We start from the raw sequence: 17,110 nt of genomic DNA, 5'->3' as shown, positions 1-17,110 counted from the left end.
CCGGCCGACTAACAACTGTGCCGGTGGACGAAACGAGGGGAATTCACATGTTGCCCGCGCAGGTGCGCGAAAAGCTCGCCGCCGACCTGGCCGAAGCCGAGCGCACGCGTCAGCCCATCTCACCTCTCACCGACGCCCATCCCGACATCGACGTCGTCGACGCCTACGAGATCCAGTTGATCAACATCCGGTCCAAGGTGGCCGACGGTGCGCGGGTGATCGGCCACAAGGTGGGGCTGTCGTCGGAGGCCATGCAGAAGATGATGAACGTCGACGAGCCCGACTACGGGCATCTGCTCGACGGCATGGAGGCCTTCGAGGATCGGCCCGTCGAATCGGCTCGATTCCTGTACCCCCGGGTCGAGGTCGAGGTCGGCTTCATTCTCTCCGACGACCTGCCCGGGGCCGGCTGCACCGAGGACGACGTGCTGGCTGCAACCGCCGCGTTCGCGCCGGCGATCGAGCTCATCGACACGCGGATCACGAACTGGCAGATCAAGCTGTGCGACACCATCGCCGACAACGCGTCCTCGGCGGGGTGGGTACTGGGGGAGGCGCGGGTCTCGCCCAAGGACATCGACATCCGGGCCATCGATGCGGTGCTGACGAACAACGGCGACGTGGTCGCCGAAGGACGGAGCGATGCGGTGCTGGGCAACCCCGTCACCGCGGTGGCGTGGCTTGCTCGCAAGGTGGAGGGCTTCGGCGTCCGGCTGAAGGCCGGCGACATCGTGTTGCCGGGGTCGTGCACCCGCGCGATCGACGCACCCCCGGGCAGTCACTTCGTCGCAGATTTTTCCGGATTGGGTTCGGTACGACTGGATTTCGAATAGGAGCCTGCTCATGGCAGACAAGGCAACCGTGGCGATCGTGGGCTCGGGCAACATCAGTACTGATTTGTTGTACAAGTTGTTGCGGTCGGAGTGGTTGGAACCGCGGTGGATGATCGGGATCGATCCGGCCAGTGAGGGTTTGGCGCGGGCGCGCACGCTCGGTCTGGAAACCTCGCACGAGGGTGTGGACTGGTTGTTGGGTCGTGATGAGTTGCCCGACATGGTGTTCGAGGCGACCAGTGCCTATGTGCATCGCGATGCCGCGCCGCGGTATGCCGAGGCCGGTATTCGGGCGATCGATCTGACGCCTGCGGCGGTGGGGCCGGGGGTGATTCCGCCGGCGAATCTGCGCGAGCACCTAGATGCTCCCAATGTGAACATGGTGACCTGCGGCGGGCAGGCGACGATCCCGATCGTCTACGCAGTGTCGCGCGTGGTGGGGGTGCCCTACGCCGAGATCGTGGCATCGGTGTCCTCGGCGTCGGCGGGTCCGGGCACCCGGGCCAACATCGACGAGTTCACCAAGACCACCAGCGCGGGCGTGTCGAACATCGGTGGTGCGGCGCGGGGTAAGGCGATCATCATCTTGAACCCGGCGGATCCGCCGATGATCATGCGCGACACCATCTTCTGCGCGATCCCTGAGGATGCCGACCACGACGCGATCACCGCGTCGATCAACGAGGTCGTGGCGGAGGTGCAAACCTATGTGCCGGGTTACCGGTTGCTCAACGAGCCGCAGTTCGACGAGCCGTCGGTGGTCAACGGCGGCACCCATGTGGTCACCACGTTCATCGAGGTGGAGGGTGCGGGGGACTATCTGCCGCCATACGCGGGGAATCTGGACATCATGACCGCGGCCGCGACGAAGGTCGGCGAAGAAATCGCGCGCGAGGTCTTGGCTGCTACTACGGGAGGCCACGCATGAGCGGCATCTATTTCGATCCGATGTGGGACGTGCGGATGACCGACACGTCGCTGCGCGACGGCTCGCATCACAAACGGCACCAATTCACCAAAGATGAAGTCGGGGCGATTGTCGCGGCGCTGGATGCGGCGGGGGTGCCGGTCATCGAGGTCACCCATGGTGACGGGTTGGGCGGGTCGAGCTTCAACTACGGCTTCTCCAAAACCCCGGAGCAGGAACTGATCAAGCTGGCCGCTGAGACGGCCAAGGAATCGAAGATCGCGTTCCTGATGCTGCCCGGGGTGGGCACCAAGGAAGACATCAAAGAGGCGCAGAACAACGGTGGGTCGATCTGCCGGATCGCCACGCACTGCACCGAGGCCGACGTCTCGATCCAGCATTTCGGCCTCGCCCGCGAGCTGGGGTTGGAGACGGTCGGGTTCTTGATGATGAGCCACACCATCTCCCCGGACAAGCTCGCCAAACAGGCACGCATCATGGCCGATGCGGGCTGTCAATGCGTCTACGTCGTCGACTCCGCCGGTGCGCTGGTCCTCGAAGGTGTGGCCGACCGGGTGGCAGCGCTGGTCGCCGAACTCGGCGACGACGCGCAGGTCGGGTTCCACGGCCACGAGAACCTGGGCCTGGGCGTGGCCAATTCGATCGAGGCCGTGCGCGCGGGCGCCAAGCAGATCGACGGGTCGTGTCGCCGGTTCGGCGCCGGTGCGGGTAACGCCCCGGTGGAGGCGCTGATCGGGGTGTTCGACAAGATCGGGGTCAAGACCGGCATCGATTTCTTCGACATCGCCGACGCCGCCGAAGAGGTCGTGGCCCCCGCGATGCCGGCCGAATGCCTGCTGGATCGCAACGCGCTGATCATGGGCTACTCCGGGGTGTATTCGAGCTTCCTCAAACACGCCATCCGCCAGTCCGAACGCTACGGGGTGCCCGCCCACAAGCTCCTGCACCGGGCCGGACAACGCAAACTCATCGGCGGCCAAGAAGACCAACTCATCGACATCGCCCTGGAAATCAAACGCGAGATGGACGCGGCGGCTCAGTAAGCGCCGCCGAACGCACGGTTCCTGGCGCAGAACACGAGAGGCGGCTCGTCAGAAACCGTGCACTCGCGATTTTTTTGACCGCCGACACCTTGGGTCTGACCTGCGCGGACGATGCAGATCGTGAGCTGGGCCCCAGCCGCTGGTGTTTGGCATCCGGGGCTGCCGGCTAGCCATTGGGCTGCGACCGTTTGATCGCAAACCCAAAGGAGTGATTCTTCGTGACTTCCGCTAACACCGTTCGCCGTGCACTGTTCGGCACGTTCGCCGGCGGCCTGCTCGCCTTCGGATCGGCGGCAATCATCGCCCCAGTGGCCAGTGCGCAGCCTGCGCCCGGGCCGGCGCAGGACTGCACCGCCAGCACCGTGGCCGGCACCGTCAGCACAGCGGCCGCCTCCGAGGGCGCCTTCCTGACGGCCAACCCGCAAGCCGACGAAGCCCTGACTCGGATCGCGGCCGAGCCGCAGCCGCAGGCCAACCAGGCGTACATGGCCTACTTCGCCGAGAATCCGCAGGTCCAGGATCAGCTGAAGGCGATCCACGAGCCAGTGAGTGCACTGTCGGACCGTTGCGGTGTGAAGCTGACGCCGACACCCGTGGCGCAGGCCGTATGGAGTGCGTCCGAGCAGGCCCCCGAGGTCCCGGTGACACCGGCGCCGGAGGCCGAGGCTGGCATGCCGGCCGCTCCGGAGATGCCAACCGCGTGATCTGAGAGACCCCATCACTCACCGTGTCCACGTCGCGTGGGCACGGTGAGTGACATTTGCCGGGGTAGGCTCATGCGGCGTCGGAGCGGTCTGCCCCGGCCTGCCGTAGGGTTCGGCCCGCTCGCGACATCGGAGTCTTCCTGACCGACGGCCTGTTGCATCCCGCTCGCGTCCCTCGCGCCCGAGGGTGGATCCACGTGTGGTGCGCCGTGCTCGCAGTCGCGGGGGCTGTTGCCCTTCTGCAGTCTGCCGCGATCGCAACGTCGTCCCGTGCCGTGTGGGCGGCGGGGATATACGCATGCGCCATCGTGGCGATGTTCACCGTGAGCGCGGTCTACCACCGGGTGGCATGGCAGTCGCTCGCCGCCGAGACATGGATGATGCGTCTCGATCACTCGACGATCTTCGTGTTCATCGCCGCGACATACACGCCCTTCGCCCTTCTCGCGATGCCGCCCCACGTCGGGGTGCAGGTGCTGGCGATCGTGTGGAGCGGAGCGGCGTTGGGTGTCGCCGTAAAGCTGTGCTGGCCAGCGGCGCCACGCTGGATCGGCGTGCCTCCGTATCTCTTGCTGGGTTATGTCGCCCTCTGGTTCGCCGAAGTCCTGCTGGACGGGGCCGGCGTCCTGGTGGTCGCCCTTCTCGTGGCCGGTGGCGTGCTCTACAACATCGGGGCCGTGCTCTACGGGGTCCGATGGCCCAATCCGTGGCCGACCACGTTCGGTCACCACGAGTTCTTCCACGCCTTCACCGCTGCTGCTGCTGCGTGCCACTTCGCCGCCATCTGGCTTGTCGTCCGCTGACGGCACGATGGTGACCATGGTGACCCGAGACGACGCGCAGGCGATCCTCGAGCAATTGGCGGGGCCCGGTGCGCGATTGCGTGACGACCAGTGGACGGCGATCGAAGCGCTCGTGGTGCATCGGCGCCGGGCGTTGGTGGTGCAGCGCACCGGGTGGGGGAAATCGGCGGTCTACTTCATCGCGGCCACTCTGCTTCGTCGCAACGGTCACGGTGCCACGGTCATCGTCTCGCCGCTGCTCGCGTTGATGCGCAACCAGGTCGCGTCAGCGGAGAAGGCCGGCGTGCGCGCCGCGACCATCAACTCGAGCAACATGACCGACTGGGACGGGATTCATACCCGAGTCCGCGACGGGGTCCTCGACGTCCTGCTTGTCAGCCCCGAGCGACTGAACAATCCCGACTTTCGCGACTCTGTGCTGCCGGAACTCGCGCGCGACGCCGGTCTCGTCGTCGTGGACGAGGCGCACTGCGTCTCGGACTGGGGACACGACTTCCGGCCCGACTATCGCCGCATCCGCACCCTTCTCGCCGATCTCGGCGCTGACGTCCCCGTGCTCGCGACCACTGCCACCGCCAACGACCGAGTTGTCGCCGACGTCGCCGCTCAGCTCGGTGTCGGCGGCCGGGACACGCTGGTGCTGCGAGGTGGTCTGGACCGGGAGTCTCTACGCCTGTCGGTCGTCAATGCCGGCAATCCCGCCGAGCGCGCCGCCTGGCTGGCCGCCCACCTCGGCGATCTGCCCGGCTCGGGCATCGTCTACACGCTGACCGTGGCCCAGGCTCATGACGTCGCCGCGCTGCTGCGCGAGCGCGGCCATCCAGTGGCGGCCTACACCGGTTCCACCGAAGCCGCCGAACGCGAGCAACTCGAGGCCGACCTGCTCGGCAACCGCGTCAAGGCGCTGATCGCCACGTCGGCGTTGGGCATGGGGTTCGACAAACCCGACCTGGGTTTCGTGGTCCACCTCGGGGCGCCGTCCTCGCCGATCGCGTACTACCAGCAGGTCGGCCGCGCCGGGCGCGCGACCGAGCGCGCCGAGGTCATCCTGCTGCCCGGCCACGAGGACGCCGATATCTGGCGCTACTTCGGATCGCTGGCGTTTCCTCCGGAACAGTTGGTGCGCAAGGTGATTCGCGAGCTCGACGGGGACCGTCCGCTGTCGACCGCAGCGCTGGAGCCGCTGGTCGACCTGAACCGCTCCCGGCTGGAGATGGTGCTCAAGGTTCTCGATGTCGACGGCGCCGTTCGCAGGGTCAAGGGCGGCTGGATCGGCACCGGGGAGCCGTGGGAGTACGACGAGCAGCGGTACCGGACGTTGGATGAGGCGCGCCGTCGCGAACAGCAGGCCATGCTCGACTACCAGAAGACCCCACGCTGCCGGATGGCGTTCCTCCGCGCCCAACTCGACGATCCGACGCTCAGCCCCGACGAACGCTGCGGCCGGTGCGACAACTGCACCGGTGAGCGCGTCAGTGGCGACGTCGCGGCCTCGGATGCCGAGCAGACCCGCGCCGCGCTGATGCGACCCGGGGTGGAGCTGGCGCCGCGCAAGCAGTGGCCGACCGGTCTGGCCAAGCTGGGCATCGAACTGTCGGGCCGGATCAGCGACGGACCGTCGCCCGGCCGCGTCGTCGGACGGCTCACCGATCTCGGCTGGGGCGCACGCCTGCGCGCGCTGCTCGACGGACCCGACGCGGAGGTGCCCGACGACGTGGTCGGCGCGGCGGTGAAGGTACTCGCGGCGTGGGACTGGAAGGTGCGTCCGACCGCGGTGATGGCGCTCGACTCGGTCACCCACCCGCAGCTGATCGGCTCCCTGCGGGTGCGGCTGGCAGAGCTGGGCCGGCTCACCGATCTCGGCACTCTGACCTACGCCCCCGGTCGCCGACCCACGGGCGCCGCGAACTCGGCCTACCGGGTCGCGGCCCTGCACGGCGCATGGTCGCCGCCCGACCGGATGCCCGAGACTCCGGTGCTGCTCGTCGACGATCGCACCGACACCGGATGGACCATGACGATGGCGGCTCGCGTCGTCCGGGCGGCGGGCGCCGCGGACGTGCTGCCGTTCGCGCTCGCCGCGACGTCCTAGGCCCGGGGGCGCACCCCGCCGAGCTGGGCGGTGACCGCGTCCGCGGCGGCGACCACCGCGCGGGCCCGCTCGTCGATGTCACGTTCGCTCAACGCCGTGCCGATGTGCATCGAGGCCACCATGGCCTGGCGCTGATGCTGGTCGAACACCGGGGCCGAGATCACGCTGATGTCGTGCCGCGTGCCGGCCGGCCGGTCCTCGCGCAGAGACACCCGTTCGCCGATGTCGGACACCAGCTCGCCGAGCAGTGCCCGCAGTTCGTCGGGCAGCGTGGCCGACATGCCGGCCATCAGCGCGTACAGGCGGCGACCGGCCGGGGTCTGGCGTTCCACGAGATAGCCGTCGGCCCGGCAGGCGGTGATCACCCGGTGTAGCCGCTGGGTGTCGGTGCGCAGCGGAATCGTCGGCTCCTTGGCCAGCCACGCCTGCGCAGCGTGGTCGTCCCACAACACGAACATCAGACCGACCGGCGGCGCGAACGGGTAACTCTGGCCCACCTCGACGCCCGGATGCGCACCGGGCGGGCTGACGAGATCCAGCACGGTGATGCGGTCGTCGACCACCGCCGACAAAGCGGCGGTGACGCCGAACCGGGTGGACAGCCGGCGCAGCTCGTCGCGCGCGGCGGGGCTGATGCGCATCGCCTCTTGGGCCCGGTGGCCGAGCGTGATCAGAGAAGGGCCCAGCCGGTAGGTCTTGTCGGCGTGATCGCGAATGAGATAGCCCGCTTCGGCAAGTGAGGTGACGATGCCCAGGCAGGTGGGCTTGCTGAGGCCGACCCGGCGCGCCAGTTCGGAGACGCCGAAGCGTTCCGTCGGCCGCCCACCCAGGAAGTCGAGGATCGCCACAACTCGGTCGGTTGGCGGCGAAACGCGGCGAGCGGTCGGCGGCACCTCGTTACCGTACACATTTCGGTACACATATGGAACGCGGCGGTCGACATATTGACTCGTGCTAGAACGCGTTCTAGTTTCGAAGTCGTGCACGCGCAGCCGTTGATCGACGCCATTGCTGAGGCCGAGGCGCTCGTCGTCGCCGCCCCGTTCATCGAATCCGAGGCCGACCTGCTCGAAGGTCTCCAGTACTTCGCCGGATGCGTGGCGGCCTGCACGCACGTGGCCTTCGACTACGACCGTGACCACCCGTTCCTGCACAGCGGGACCGGTCCGTTCACCAAGATGGGGCTCGACAACCCGGACACGCTCTACTTCGGCACCCGCGTCGTGCCGGGGCAGGAGTACGTGGTGACGGGTCGGCGTGGCACGACGACCGATCTCAGCTTTCAGATGCTCGGCGGCGAGTACACCGACGACAACGTCCCCGACAGCGAGACCGCCTTCGACGACCGCGAACTCGACATCGCGCCCGACGGCACGTTCGAATGGCGAGTGGTCCCGAAGTCACCGGCGCAGTTGGTGATTCGCGAGGTGTACAACGACTGGTCGGCGCAGCGCGGCACGCTGGCGATCGCGCGTACCGACACCGCGGGCACCGCGCCGCCACCGCTGACACCCAAACTGATCGAGAAGCGGTTCACGGTCGCGGGCAAGCAGCTGGTTCAGCGGGTGAAGACCTGGCTGCAGTTCCCGCAGTGGTTCTACGACACGCTGCCGGTGAACACGATGGTCGCGCCGCGGCTCACCCCGGGCGGGCTGGCGACTCAGTACTCGTCGGTGGGACATTTCGATCTGGCCCCCGATCAGGCCATGGTGATCACGGTGCCGGTCTCCGATGCGCCCTACATGGGATTCCAGCTGGGCAGCCTCTGGTACATCTCACTGGACTACATCAATCACCAGACCTCGTTGAACGGCACGCAGGCGCAGGCGGATCCGGACGGCTTCATCCGCATCGTGGTCTCGGATGCGAACCCGGGCGTGACGAACTGGATCGAGACGCTGGGGCATCGCAAGGGTTATCTGCAGTTCCGGTGGCAGCGGGTGTCTCGGCACCTGACCGAGGCCGACGGCCCCTCGGTGGCCGTGATGGACGTCGACGATGTCGCCGACGCGCTGCCCTACCACCGGGACAACGTGATCTCTTCCGAGGACTGGCGCGCGCGAATAGCTCTGCGCCAGCAGCAGATCGGCTACAGGATGGTGGGATAGCGATGGGCATGCTCGAGAACAAGGTCGTGCTGATCAGCGGCGTCGGTCCCGCGCTGGGCACCACACTGGCGCGCCGGTGTGCGCAGGAGGGCGCCGATCTCGTGCTGGCCGCGCGCACCGTCGAACGGCTCGAAGGCGTTGCGGGGGAGATCGAGGGCCTCGGGCGGCGCGCGGTGTCGGTGGGCACCGACATCACCGACGAGGCCCAGGTCGCCAACCTCGTCGATAAGTCGCTCGAGGCGTACGGCAAAGTCGACGTGCTGATCAACAACGCGTTCAAGGTGCCCTCGATGAAGCCGCTGGCCAAGACCAGCTTCGATCACATCCGGGAGACGTTCGAACTCACGGTGCTCGGTGCGCTCCGGCTGATCCAGGGACTCACGCCGGCGCTGACCGAGGCGAAGGGCTCGGTGGTGAACGTGAACTCGATGGTGGTGCGGCACTCCGACCCCAAGCAGGGCGCCTACAAGATGGCGAAGTCGGCTCTGCTGGCCATGTCCCAGTCGCTGGCCAGCGAGCTGGGTCAACAGGGCATCCGTGTCAATTCCGTTCTGCCGGGGTACATCTGGGGTGGCACGCTGCAGGGCTACTTCGAACACCAGGCCGGCAAGTACGGCACGACCGTCGACGAGATCTACAAGGCCGCCGCCGTCAACAGTGATCTGAAGAGGCTGCCCACCGAAGACGAGGTGGCATCGGCCATCCTGTTCATGGCCAGCGATCTGTCGAGCGGGATCACCGGGCAGGCGCTGGACGTCAACTGCGGGGAGTACAAGGCATGAGCCCATCCCGCACGGATGTCGGCACCGTCGAAGACCTGCACGCCTCGGCCGTGAAAGCGTGCGGACTCGAGGATTTCGGTAGCGATGACGACAACTATCGCGAAGCGCTGGCCGTCCTGCTCGAGTCCTATCAGCGGGACGCCGACCTGACCGAGTTCGGCAGCAAGATGCAGCGGTTCTTCGTGCGCAATGCGCTCGTGGCCAGGCTGGTGTCGGAAGCGGCGTTCCAGCAGTACCCCGAACATGTCGACGTCGCCATCGAGCGGCCGATCTTCGTCACCGGCCTACCGCGCACCGGCACCACGGTCGTGCACCGACTGCTGGCCGGTGATCCGCGCCATCAGGGTCTTGAGCTGTGGCTCGCAGAGTTCCCGCAGCCGCGGCCTCCTCGCGAAACCTGGTCGCAGAACCCGGTTTTCCAGCAGCTGGATGCGCAGTTCGCCAAGGCGCACGCCGAGAATCCCGACTACACCGGTCTGCACTACATGACAGCCGACGAGGTGGAGGAATGCTGGCAGCTCCTGCGGCAGTCCCTGCATTCGGTGAGTTACGAGACGTTGGCTCACCTGCCGACCTACTCGCAGTGGCTGGCGCGGCAGGATTGGACGAAGTCGTATCAGAGGCACCGCAAGAACCTTCAGCTGATCGGGCTCAACGATGCCGGCAAGCGGTGGGTCCTCAAGAACCCCAGCCATCTGTTCGCCCTCGATGCGCTGTTCGCGACCTACCCCGACGCGCTGGTGATCCAGTGCCACCGGCCGGCCGAGACGATCATGGCGTCGATGTGCTCACTGGCGCAGCACACCACCGAAGGATGGTCGAACAGCTTCCACGGCAAGGTCATCGGGGAGGATTCGCTCGAGACGTGGTCTCGGGGGTTGCGGTTGTTCAGCGCCGAACGGGCCAAGCACGATCCAGCGCAGTTCTACGATCTGGACTACTTTGCGCTCATCAAGGATCCGGTGGCGGTCGTCGAGGACATCTACCGGTCCTTCGACATCGAGTTCACCGACGAGGCACGCGCGGCCGTCGTGCAGACCCACGAGAAGAGCCAGCAGGGTCCGCGCGCCCCGAAGCACACGTATTCGCTGGCCGACTACGGGTTGACCGAAGAGCAGGTCAAAGAACAGTTCGCTGGGCTGTAGCCCATCACCCGTCGCCGGGCGACGGCGCGCTCGAGTACTCCTCGAGGCACCCCTCGGCCACGGCGTGGCGGATGCTGTCGGCCAGTCGCGGGCACGCCCGCTCGCGGGCGGGATCGCCCCCGGAAGAGCGGATCTCGGCGAAATGTGCGCAGCGCTGCGTCGCCTCTGACGTCCACTGCACCGAGGTGTGTGCCGGCCCGAGCTTCTTGACGCGCACCGCGACATGGCAGAAGCGGCAGTCCACCGAGGCCAGGCCCGAGTTCAGGTATCGCTCGCGATCGGCCTGACTGCTCGCCCGCACCGCCGCGGCCCGGTCCGGGTCCGAGGCGAAATCCGGTGCCTTACACCAGTTCTTCGAGCCGGCACCGGACACGGTGCCGTGTCCGTGCTCCTCGTCGTCGTGCCCGTGCAACAGCAGCATCGACCTTGCGAGGCGGTCCACATCGGGGGTGTCGCTCACGTCGACTGCTTCTCGGCGTCCCTTGCCTTCAGGTTCTCCTCGACCTCGACGTTCCACTTCTGTACCGCAGCCGTGGTGTCGACCTCCATCTCGAACCGGTCGGTCATCTCGGGCGTCACATCGGCGGCATCGACGTAGAACTGCTGGTACCACCGGCGCATCTGGTACACCGCGCCGTCTTCTTCGACCAGCAACGGGTTGTCGATGCGGGTCTTGTGCTTCCAGATCTCGACGTCCTGCAGGAAGCCCTTGCTGACCCCGTCGGTGAACGCGTCGGCCAATTTCTCGGTGGTCTTGTCGTCCAAGCCTTTCGGCTTCTCGACGATCACGCCCCACTGCAGCATGAACGAGTCCTGGGTGACCGGATAGTGGCAGTTGATCAGGATCGACTCGGCTTTGAAGTCGCCGTAGGTGTTGTGCAGCCAGTTGATCATGAACGACGGGCCGAAATAGCTCGCCTCGGAGTCGAGCTTCGCGTCCCCGTACGCGGTGCCCATGTCGTTGATGTCGGGCCGGCCCACGTTGTGGAGGTACTGCGACGCGATGTGGCCCTCGAACACGTTCTTGAAGTACGTCGGCAGGCCGAAGTGGATGTAGAAGAAGTGCGCCATGTCGGTGACGTTGTCGATGATCTCCCGGCAGTTGCTGCCTTCGATGAGCATCGAGTTCCATTTCCAGTCGGTCCACTCACCGCTGGCCCACTCGGGAATCTCGGGGATGCGGACTTCTTCCTGGGGTGGGTTGCCCTCGTGGTCGTGCCACACGAACAGCAGGCCGCCGCGGACATCGGTGTGCCAGGCGCGGGTGCGGGCCAGCCGCGGTGTGCGCTTGGCGTAGGGCACGAGCTTGCACTTGCCGTCGCCGCCCCACCGCCAATCGTGGAACGGGCAGGCCACCTCGTCGCCTTTGACCGTGCCTTGCGACAGGTTCCCACCCATGTGACGGCAGTAGCCGTCGAGGATCTTCACCTCGCCGGCCGAATCCGCGAACACCACCAGCATGGTGCCGAAGATCTCGATGCCGTGCGGCTTGCCGTCGAGGTAGTCCTTCACCGGGCCCAGGCAGTGCCAGCCGCGCGCGAAGCGATCGGGCAGCGTGCCGGTGTCGATCTCGCGAATGCTCGCGGTTCCCGCCGTGTCCGTGCTCACCAGGGGCCTCCCACTCTTGCTCGAATTAGAACACGTTACAGTTTTCGGCCGCCGGCGCGCAATCAGCCGACCCTCACCAGCGCGAAACGTTGCGCATCTCACCCTCGGTGGCGGGCGATCCGACTGGCTGGGGGCGCCCGAACGTCGATATAGTGCACACCGTGTCCACTATTACCCGTCCGGCCGAACCGGTCGTCGGAACGCGCCGCTGGCTCGCTGTCGCTGCCGCGACGTTCGCGATCGCCTGGGGCGGCAACGAGTTCACCCCGCTGCTGGTCATGTACCGCGCCGGGGAGGGCTTCTCGGGGCTGACGGTCGACCTGCTGCTGTTCGCCTACGTACTCGGCATCGTGCCGGCGCTGCTGGTCGGGGGGCCGCTGTCCGATCGTTTCGGCCGCCGCCCGCTGATGATCCCCGCCCCGCTGCTCGCCGCGGCGGGGTCGTTGATCCTGGCGGTCGGTGCCGATTCTGCCGCGGTGCTCGCCGTCGGACGCGTGTTCAGCGGGCTGGCGCTCGGCTTGGCCATGGCGGTGGGCGGCAGCTGGCTCAAGGAACTGTCTGCACCGCCCTATGGCGACGGCACCTCCGGCGCACGCCGCGCGGCGATGAGCCTGACCGCCGGGTTCGGCCTGGGAGCGGCCGCGGCGGGAGTGCTCGCGCAGTGGGGTCCCGCGCCGACGCTGCTCTCCTACGCCTGCAACGCCGCCCTGGCACTGGCCGCGGCGGCGGTGCTGACGGTGGCGCCTGAGACGCGCGGACGCCACGACAGCGCGAACTCGTGGTGGGCCGACCTGGCCATCCCAGCGGCAGCCCGGAGACGCTTCCTGTTCGTCGTGGTGCCCGTCGCGCCATGGGTCTTCGGGGCGGCCGGTTCGGCGTACGCGGTCCTGCCCGCTCTGCTGACCGAGCGGGTGGCGCACGCGCCCATCGCGTTCTCGGCCCTGCTGTGCGTCGTGACGCTGGGCGTCGGTTTCGGCGTTCAGCAGGCGGGTCGGTCACTCGGCGCCGACGGCCCGCGCGGGGTGGTGACGGCGATGGTGCTGTTGCTGGCGGGGATGGGCTGCGCGGCATGGGCTGCCGCTGTCCTGACGGTGACGGCAGCGCTGATCGCGGCAGCCGTCCTGGGCGCCGGATACGGCATGGCGCTACTCGCGGGTCTGACGGAGATCCAACGGCTCGCGGGCCCCGATGATCTGGCCGGCCTGACGGCGGTCTTCTACAGCCTGAGCTACCTGGGCTTCGGAGTTCCCGCCGCGTTGTCACTGCTGGCCGGGGCGGGCGTGGCCTACCCTGCGATGTTCGCCGTGGGTGCGCTGCTCGCCGTGGTCTGCCTCGTCATCGTCATGGTGGGTATCCGACGGTCCTAAGGTTGGTCCATGGTCACCCGCCGCGGACGTCCGCGCAGTGAGGCCGCACGCGGCGCCATTCTCGGCGCGGCCACCGAGTTGGCCGCCGAGGGCGGCCCGGGGGCTGCGACCATCGACGCCATCGCCCGCCGCGCGGAGGTCAGCCGCACCACGATCTACAAGTGGTGGCCGTCAGCCGCGGCGATCGTGTTGGAGGGCCTGCTGGAATCGGTGCGGGAGTCGATCGTGCGGCCGCCCGGAAGCAGCACGGTCGAGGCCCTTGTCCATCACGTCAGTGCCCTCAACGCGATACTCGCCGATCCCGGCGTCGGTGCCCTGCTGCGCAACGTGATCGCCGCCGCCGCCGGCGATCCGGCGATCCAGACCGCTCTGCTGACCCAGTGGATCGAACCGCGTCGTGGTGCCGTCGTGGACGCGCTGACCGACGCCGTCGCGGACGGAGAGCTCCCCGGGGACACCGAGATCGAGGTGGTGGTCGACGCGTTGGTGTCACCGCCGTACTACCGGCTCGTCTTCGGCATGCCGCCGCTGTCCGAGCGCGGCGTCCGTGCGCTGGTCAACGCGGTGTGGGCGGGCTGCTCCTAGCGGTCCTGCCACCCCGAATGGATGTAGGTGTCGGCGAAGCGCTTCAGCGAATCCTTCTTCTGCTCGATCGGCGCATCGAAGCTCAATCCGTCGAACACCCACGGGATCACGATGTTGTCGGTCACCCCGACTTCGGCGAGTTCCCGGTGCCCGTCGACACCGAACTTGTCGATGCACACGGCCTGGTACTCGAACGGTCCGTCGGCGCGGTCGTATTCGGCCCGCAGCGCCTCGATCTTGCCGATCGTCTCGGCCAGCTCCGCACCGGTCATCATCGCGCTGGTCCAGCCGTCCCCGACGCGTGCCGCGCGTTTGAGCGCGACGTCGGTGTGGCCGCCGACGTAGAACGGCACCGGCTCACTGGGTGCGGGGCTCATCTGGAGCCGGTCGAAGTCGTAGAAGTCGCCGTGGAACTCGACCATGCCGCCGCCGAGCACCAGCTTGATCACGTCGATCATCTCGTCGACGCGCTTGCCCCGTTTGGCATAGGGCACGCCGCACCACTCGAATTCCTCCGGTGCCCAGCCGATCCCGACACCGAACCCGAACCGGTTGCCGGTCAGGTTCGCCACCGAGCCCACCTGTCGGGCCAGCAGCAGTGGATTGCGCGAACCCAACTTCATCACGTTGGTGTAGAACCGCAGCGTCGAGGTGACCGCGCCCAGCGTGCCCGCGAGGATCAACGGGTCGACCCAGGGCGAGTTCTCGTCGAACATCCGCTTGCCGTCGGCGGTGTAGGGATAGTCGACGGACTGCTTCTCGAAGTAGAAGATCGAGTCCGGCAGCGCGATGTTGTCGAAGCCCAGTTCCTCGGCCGTCTTCGCGATGTCGATCAGCTGGTCGAGCGGGCTGAACGCGATGCTGACCGTGTACTTCATCATGCGCCCGGTTTGTCGGATGCGACGACCCACATCGAGTAGTACTGTGCCCCACCGCCGTACGCATGACCGAGAGCTTTGCGAGCACCGGGCACCTGGTGGTCGGCGCCTTTGCCCATCACCTGGATGGCGGACTCGGCGAAGCGGATCATGCCGGATGCACCGATCGGATTCGACGACAGCACGCCGCCCGAGGGGTTGAACGGAATGCGCCCACCGATGGCCGTCTCCCCGGCCTCGGTCAACTTCCAACCCTCACCCTCGGCGGCGAAGCCGAGGCTCTCCAGCCACATCGGCTCATACCAGGAGAACGGCACGTACACCTCGGCCACGTCGATCTCGTCGATCGGGCTGCTGATCCCGGCGGACTTCCACAATGCCGCAGCGGCGTCACGGCTGGCCTGCGGGTTCACCTGGTCGCGCCCGGCATACGCAAGCGGCTCGGTGCGCAGCGCAGTGGCATGCACCCACGCGACCGGATGTCCCTCGGCGACACGGGCATCGGCGCTCGCCTCGTCGCCGATCACCATCGCGGCCGCCCCGTCCGACGACGGGCACGTCTCGTCGTAACGGATCGGATCCCACAGCATCGGGGAGGACATCACCTTCTCCAGCGTGATGTCGGGCTGGTGCAGATGAGCCAGCGGGTTCTTGACGGCGTTGAGCCGGTCTTTGACCGCGACCATCGCGCCGATGTGCGTGGGCGCACCGGAACGACGGATGTAGGCGCGCACGTGCGGGGCGAAGTATCCGCCCGCTCCGGCGCCGACAGGTTTGGTGAACGGCACCGGAATACTCAGCGCCCACATGGCATTGGATTCCGACTGCTTCTCCCACGCCATCGTCAACACCCGGCGGTACTTCCCCGACTGCACCAGGCTCGCGGCCACGATCGCGGTCGACCCGCCCACCGAACCGGCCGTGTGTACGCGGATCAGCGGCTTGTTCGTCGCGCCGGTCGCGTCGACCATGAACAGTTCGGGCATCATGACGCCCTCGAAGAAGTCGGGCGCCTTGCCCACCACGACCGCGTCGATGTCGGCGAACGTGACGCCCGCATCCGCCAACGCGCGGTCGATGGCCTCGCGCACCAGGCCGTTCATCGACACGTCGGTGCGCTTGGCGACGTACTTGGTCTGACCAGTGCCCAGAACGGCTGCCAGCTTTTTCGCCATGACTACTTCCCTTCCAGGACAGCGACGAGATTCTGTTGCAGCGCAGGCCCACTCGTCGCATGTGCCAGTACGCGGGAGGCCTCACCCGAGAAGATGTGGCGCGCGGCCTCACCGATGCGCTCCAGGCCCGCGGAGAACATCGGGTTGGCGGCCAACGTGCCGCCGCTCGGGTTGATCGTCGTCGAATCACCGAGTCCGATCGCCTCGGTGAGGATCAGGTGCTGATGGCTGAACGGAGCGTAGATCTCTGCGATCTCGATCGAGGACGTGTCCCCGCCGGTGGCCGCCTGCGCAGACGCCGCCGTGGACGGCGACGTGGTCAGATCGCGGGCGCCGAGCACGGGTGTCTCGATGCGATGCTCGATGCCGGTGATCCAGGCGGGTCGCTCGCGCAGCTCACGAGCCCGGTCGCCGGCCGCCAGCACGATCGCCGACGCGCCGTCGGTGATCGGCGCGATGTCGTGGCGGCGCAGAGGTTCTGCGAAGTAGGGCTGGGACAGCAACTCTTCCACGCTGCTGCCGGACTGCAGCCGATCCACCCGGCCCGCCGCTTGTGCCTCGAGTGCGACCTCGGCCATCTGCTCAGCGGTCCATGCGCCCGAGTCGAGCCCCAGGCGGGCCTGCAGGCCGGCGATGCTGACGGAGTCCGGCCACAGCGGCGCCACCGTGTACGGGTCGGTCTGCAGCGCCAACACCCGGCGCAGGGTGCCCGCGCTGGACTTGCCGAAGCCGTACACCAACGCCGTCTCGACCTCGCCGGTCAAGATCTTGATGTAGGCCTCGTACAGTGCCCAGGCCGCGTCCATCTCGACGTGGGATTCGTTGATGGGTGGCACGGCGCCGATCGAATCGATCGCCGAGATGAACGAGAAGGCGCGCCCGGCAAGGTAATCCGACGAACCAGAGCACCAGAAGCCAATGTCGGACTTGGTGATGCCGAGCTCGTCGTAGATCTCGGCGAAGCACGGCATCAACATCTCGACGCCGTTGGTGGTGCCGTCGGTGCGGCGCACGTGCGGGGCGTGCGCGAACCCGACCACTGCTACGTCAGTCATGGAA

General features: G+C 67.3%; 17 protein-coding genes. 11 read left to right on the top strand and 6 right to left on the bottom strand.

All coding sequences use genetic code 11. From position 1 onward, the window contains the following. The first annotated feature begins 47 nt into the window (after positions 1-47). The 6 genes from ACZ50N_RS22805 (at position 48) to ACZ50N_RS22780 (ending at position 6,403) form a co-directional block, all read left to right on the top strand. The gene (locus tag ACZ50N_RS22805; protein ID WP_464473834.1) at positions 48-833 is read left to right on the top strand and encodes a 2-keto-4-pentenoate hydratase; all 786 of its coding nucleotides are present in this window, start codon (positions 48-50) and stop codon (positions 831-833) included. Positions 834-843: 10 nt separating this feature from the next. Beyond that, a complete protein-coding gene (locus ACZ50N_RS22800; protein WP_464473833.1) occupies positions 844-1,761 on the top strand; it encodes an acetaldehyde dehydrogenase (acetylating) in 918 nt (305 codons plus the stop codon). Continuing rightward, positions 1,758-2,804 carry a 4-hydroxy-2-oxovalerate aldolase gene (gene dmpG / locus ACZ50N_RS22795; protein ID WP_464473832.1) on the top strand — a complete coding sequence of 349 codons (1,047 nt, stop codon included), beginning with the start codon at positions 1,758-1,760 and terminating at the stop codon, positions 2,802-2,804. The genes ACZ50N_RS22800 and dmpG overlap by 4 nt, the downstream gene beginning before the upstream one ends. Before the next feature lie 218 nt (positions 2,805-3,022). Next, positions 3,023-3,508: a hemophore-related protein gene (locus tag ACZ50N_RS22790; RefSeq protein WP_464473831.1), complete on the top strand. Its 486-nt coding sequence runs from the start codon at positions 3,023-3,025 to the stop codon at positions 3,506-3,508. Between the two features lie 128 nt (positions 3,509-3,636). Then, positions 3,637-4,311: a PAQR family membrane homeostasis protein TrhA gene (gene trhA, locus ACZ50N_RS22785; protein WP_082163845.1), complete on the top strand. Its 675-nt coding sequence runs from the start codon at positions 3,637-3,639 to the stop codon at positions 4,309-4,311. A 16-nt stretch (positions 4,312-4,327) separates the two neighbouring features. Next, positions 4,328-6,403: a RecQ family ATP-dependent DNA helicase gene (locus ACZ50N_RS22780; RefSeq protein ID WP_464473830.1), complete on the top strand. Its 2,076-nt coding sequence runs from the start codon at positions 4,328-4,330 to the stop codon at positions 6,401-6,403. Here the strand turns inward: ACZ50N_RS22780 and ACZ50N_RS22775 are convergent. After that, positions 6,400-7,296: an IclR family transcriptional regulator gene (locus tag ACZ50N_RS22775; RefSeq protein ID WP_464473829.1), complete on the bottom strand. Its 897-nt coding sequence runs from the start codon at positions 7,294-7,296 to the stop codon at positions 6,400-6,402. The two genes, ACZ50N_RS22780 and ACZ50N_RS22775, sit on opposite strands and share 4 nt — an antisense overlap. Before the next feature lie 87 nt (positions 7,297-7,383). Here ACZ50N_RS22775 and ACZ50N_RS22770 point away from each other — a divergent pair, with 87 nt between their 5' ends. The 3 genes from ACZ50N_RS22770 to ACZ50N_RS22760 are packed head-to-tail and all read left to right on the top strand — an operon-like array spanning position 7,384 to position 10,438. Further along, positions 7,384-8,511 (top strand): hypothetical protein, encoded by a 1,128-nt coding sequence (locus ACZ50N_RS22770; RefSeq protein ID WP_464473828.1) that lies wholly within the window; start codon positions 7,384-7,386, stop codon positions 8,509-8,511. 8 nt (positions 8,512-8,519) lie between these two features. Continuing rightward, positions 8,520-9,293, top strand: a complete 774-nt coding sequence (locus ACZ50N_RS22765; RefSeq protein ID WP_464475696.1) for an SDR family oxidoreductase — start codon at positions 8,520-8,522, stop codon at positions 9,291-9,293. Next, on the top strand, positions 9,290-10,438 hold the full coding sequence (locus tag ACZ50N_RS22760) for a sulfotransferase family protein (protein WP_048421806.1): 1,149 nt from the start codon (positions 9,290-9,292) through the stop codon (positions 10,436-10,438). Before ACZ50N_RS22765 ends, ACZ50N_RS22760 begins: the two co-directional genes overlap by 4 nt. Before the next feature lie 4 nt (positions 10,439-10,442). Here the strand turns inward: ACZ50N_RS22760 and ACZ50N_RS22755 are convergent, their stop codons facing one another. Together ACZ50N_RS22755 and ACZ50N_RS22750 are read right to left on the bottom strand one after the other, a co-directional pair. Next, positions 10,443-10,898 carry a hypothetical protein gene (locus ACZ50N_RS22755; RefSeq protein WP_464473827.1) on the bottom strand — a complete coding sequence of 152 codons (456 nt, stop codon included), beginning with the start codon at positions 10,896-10,898 and terminating at the stop codon, positions 10,443-10,445. Next, positions 10,895-12,046 (bottom strand): 3-ketosteroid-9-alpha-monooxygenase, oxygenase component, encoded by a 1,152-nt coding sequence (locus tag ACZ50N_RS22750; protein WP_048421804.1) that lies wholly within the window; start codon positions 12,044-12,046, stop codon positions 10,895-10,897. Before ACZ50N_RS22750 ends, ACZ50N_RS22755 begins: the two co-directional genes overlap by 4 nt. Before the next feature lie 152 nt (positions 12,047-12,198). Between ACZ50N_RS22750 and ACZ50N_RS22745 the strand changes: the two genes are divergently transcribed. Continuing rightward, positions 12,199-13,413, top strand: coding sequence for an MFS transporter (locus ACZ50N_RS22745; RefSeq protein ID WP_464469946.1), 1,215 nt, complete (start codon positions 12,199-12,201; stop codon positions 13,411-13,413). A gap of 9 nt (positions 13,414-13,422) precedes the next feature. Continuing rightward, entirely contained in the window at positions 13,423-13,998 is a 576-nt protein-coding gene (locus ACZ50N_RS22740; RefSeq protein WP_464473826.1) for a TetR/AcrR family transcriptional regulator, read from the top strand. Here the strand turns inward: ACZ50N_RS22740 and ACZ50N_RS22735 are convergent. Genes ACZ50N_RS22735 through ACZ50N_RS22725 form a run of 3 tightly spaced genes read right to left on the bottom strand, consistent with a single transcriptional unit; the run spans position 13,995 to position 17,106 of the window. Next, positions 13,995-14,876, bottom strand: coding sequence for a TIGR03619 family F420-dependent LLM class oxidoreductase (locus ACZ50N_RS22735; protein WP_048421802.1), 882 nt, complete (start codon positions 14,874-14,876; stop codon positions 13,995-13,997). The two genes, ACZ50N_RS22740 and ACZ50N_RS22735, sit on opposite strands and share 4 nt — an antisense overlap. Then, positions 14,876-16,051: a thiolase family protein gene (locus ACZ50N_RS22730; protein ID WP_048421801.1), complete on the bottom strand. Its 1,176-nt coding sequence runs from the start codon at positions 16,049-16,051 to the stop codon at positions 14,876-14,878. The genes ACZ50N_RS22735 and ACZ50N_RS22730 overlap by 1 nt, the downstream gene beginning before the upstream one ends. A 2-nt stretch (positions 16,052-16,053) precedes the next feature. Further along, the gene (locus ACZ50N_RS22725; RefSeq protein ID WP_048421800.1) at positions 16,054-17,106 is read right to left on the bottom strand and encodes a thiolase family protein; all 1,053 of its coding nucleotides are present in this window, start codon (positions 17,104-17,106) and stop codon (positions 16,054-16,056) included. Between the last annotated feature and the right edge of the window lie 4 nt (positions 17,107-17,110).

It is taken from the genome of Mycolicibacterium obuense (assembly GCF_055397605.1).
Note: the sequence above shows the minus strand (reverse complement) of the source record. Positions and strands in the feature narration are given on the sequence as shown.

Excerpts from the sequence above, each read along its gene's own strand:
- ACZ50N_RS22805 (WP_464473834.1), top strand. The coding sequence starts at position 48 with ATGTTGCCCGCGCAGGTGCGCGAAAAGCTCGCCGCCGACCTGGCCGAA.
- ACZ50N_RS22800 (WP_464473833.1), top strand. The coding sequence starts at position 844 with ATGGCAGACAAGGCAACCGTGGCGATCGTGGGCTCGGGCAACATCAGT.
- dmpG (WP_464473832.1), top strand. The coding sequence starts at position 1,758 with ATGAGCGGCATCTATTTCGATCCGATGTGGGACGTGCGGATGACCGAC.
- ACZ50N_RS22780 (WP_464473830.1), top strand. The coding sequence starts at position 4,328 with ATGGTGACCCGAGACGACGCGCAGGCGATCCTCGAGCAATTGGCGGGG.
- ACZ50N_RS22765 (WP_464475696.1), top strand. The coding sequence starts at position 8,520 with ATGCTCGAGAACAAGGTCGTGCTGATCAGCGGCGTCGGTCCCGCGCTG.
- ACZ50N_RS22760 (WP_048421806.1), top strand. The coding sequence starts at position 9,290 with ATGAGCCCATCCCGCACGGATGTCGGCACCGTCGAAGACCTGCACGCC.
- ACZ50N_RS22740 (WP_464473826.1), top strand. The coding sequence starts at position 13,423 with ATGGTCACCCGCCGCGGACGTCCGCGCAGTGAGGCCGCACGCGGCGCC.
- ACZ50N_RS22735 (WP_048421802.1), bottom strand. The coding sequence starts at position 14,876 with ATGAAGTACACGGTCAGCATCGCGTTCAGCCCGCTCGACCAGCTGATC.
- ACZ50N_RS22730 (WP_048421801.1), bottom strand. The coding sequence starts at position 16,051 with ATGGCGAAAAAGCTGGCAGCCGTTCTGGGCACTGGTCAGACCAAGTAC.
- ACZ50N_RS22725 (WP_048421800.1), bottom strand. The coding sequence starts at position 17,106 with ATGACTGACGTAGCAGTGGTCGGGTTCGCGCACGCCCCGCACGTGCGC.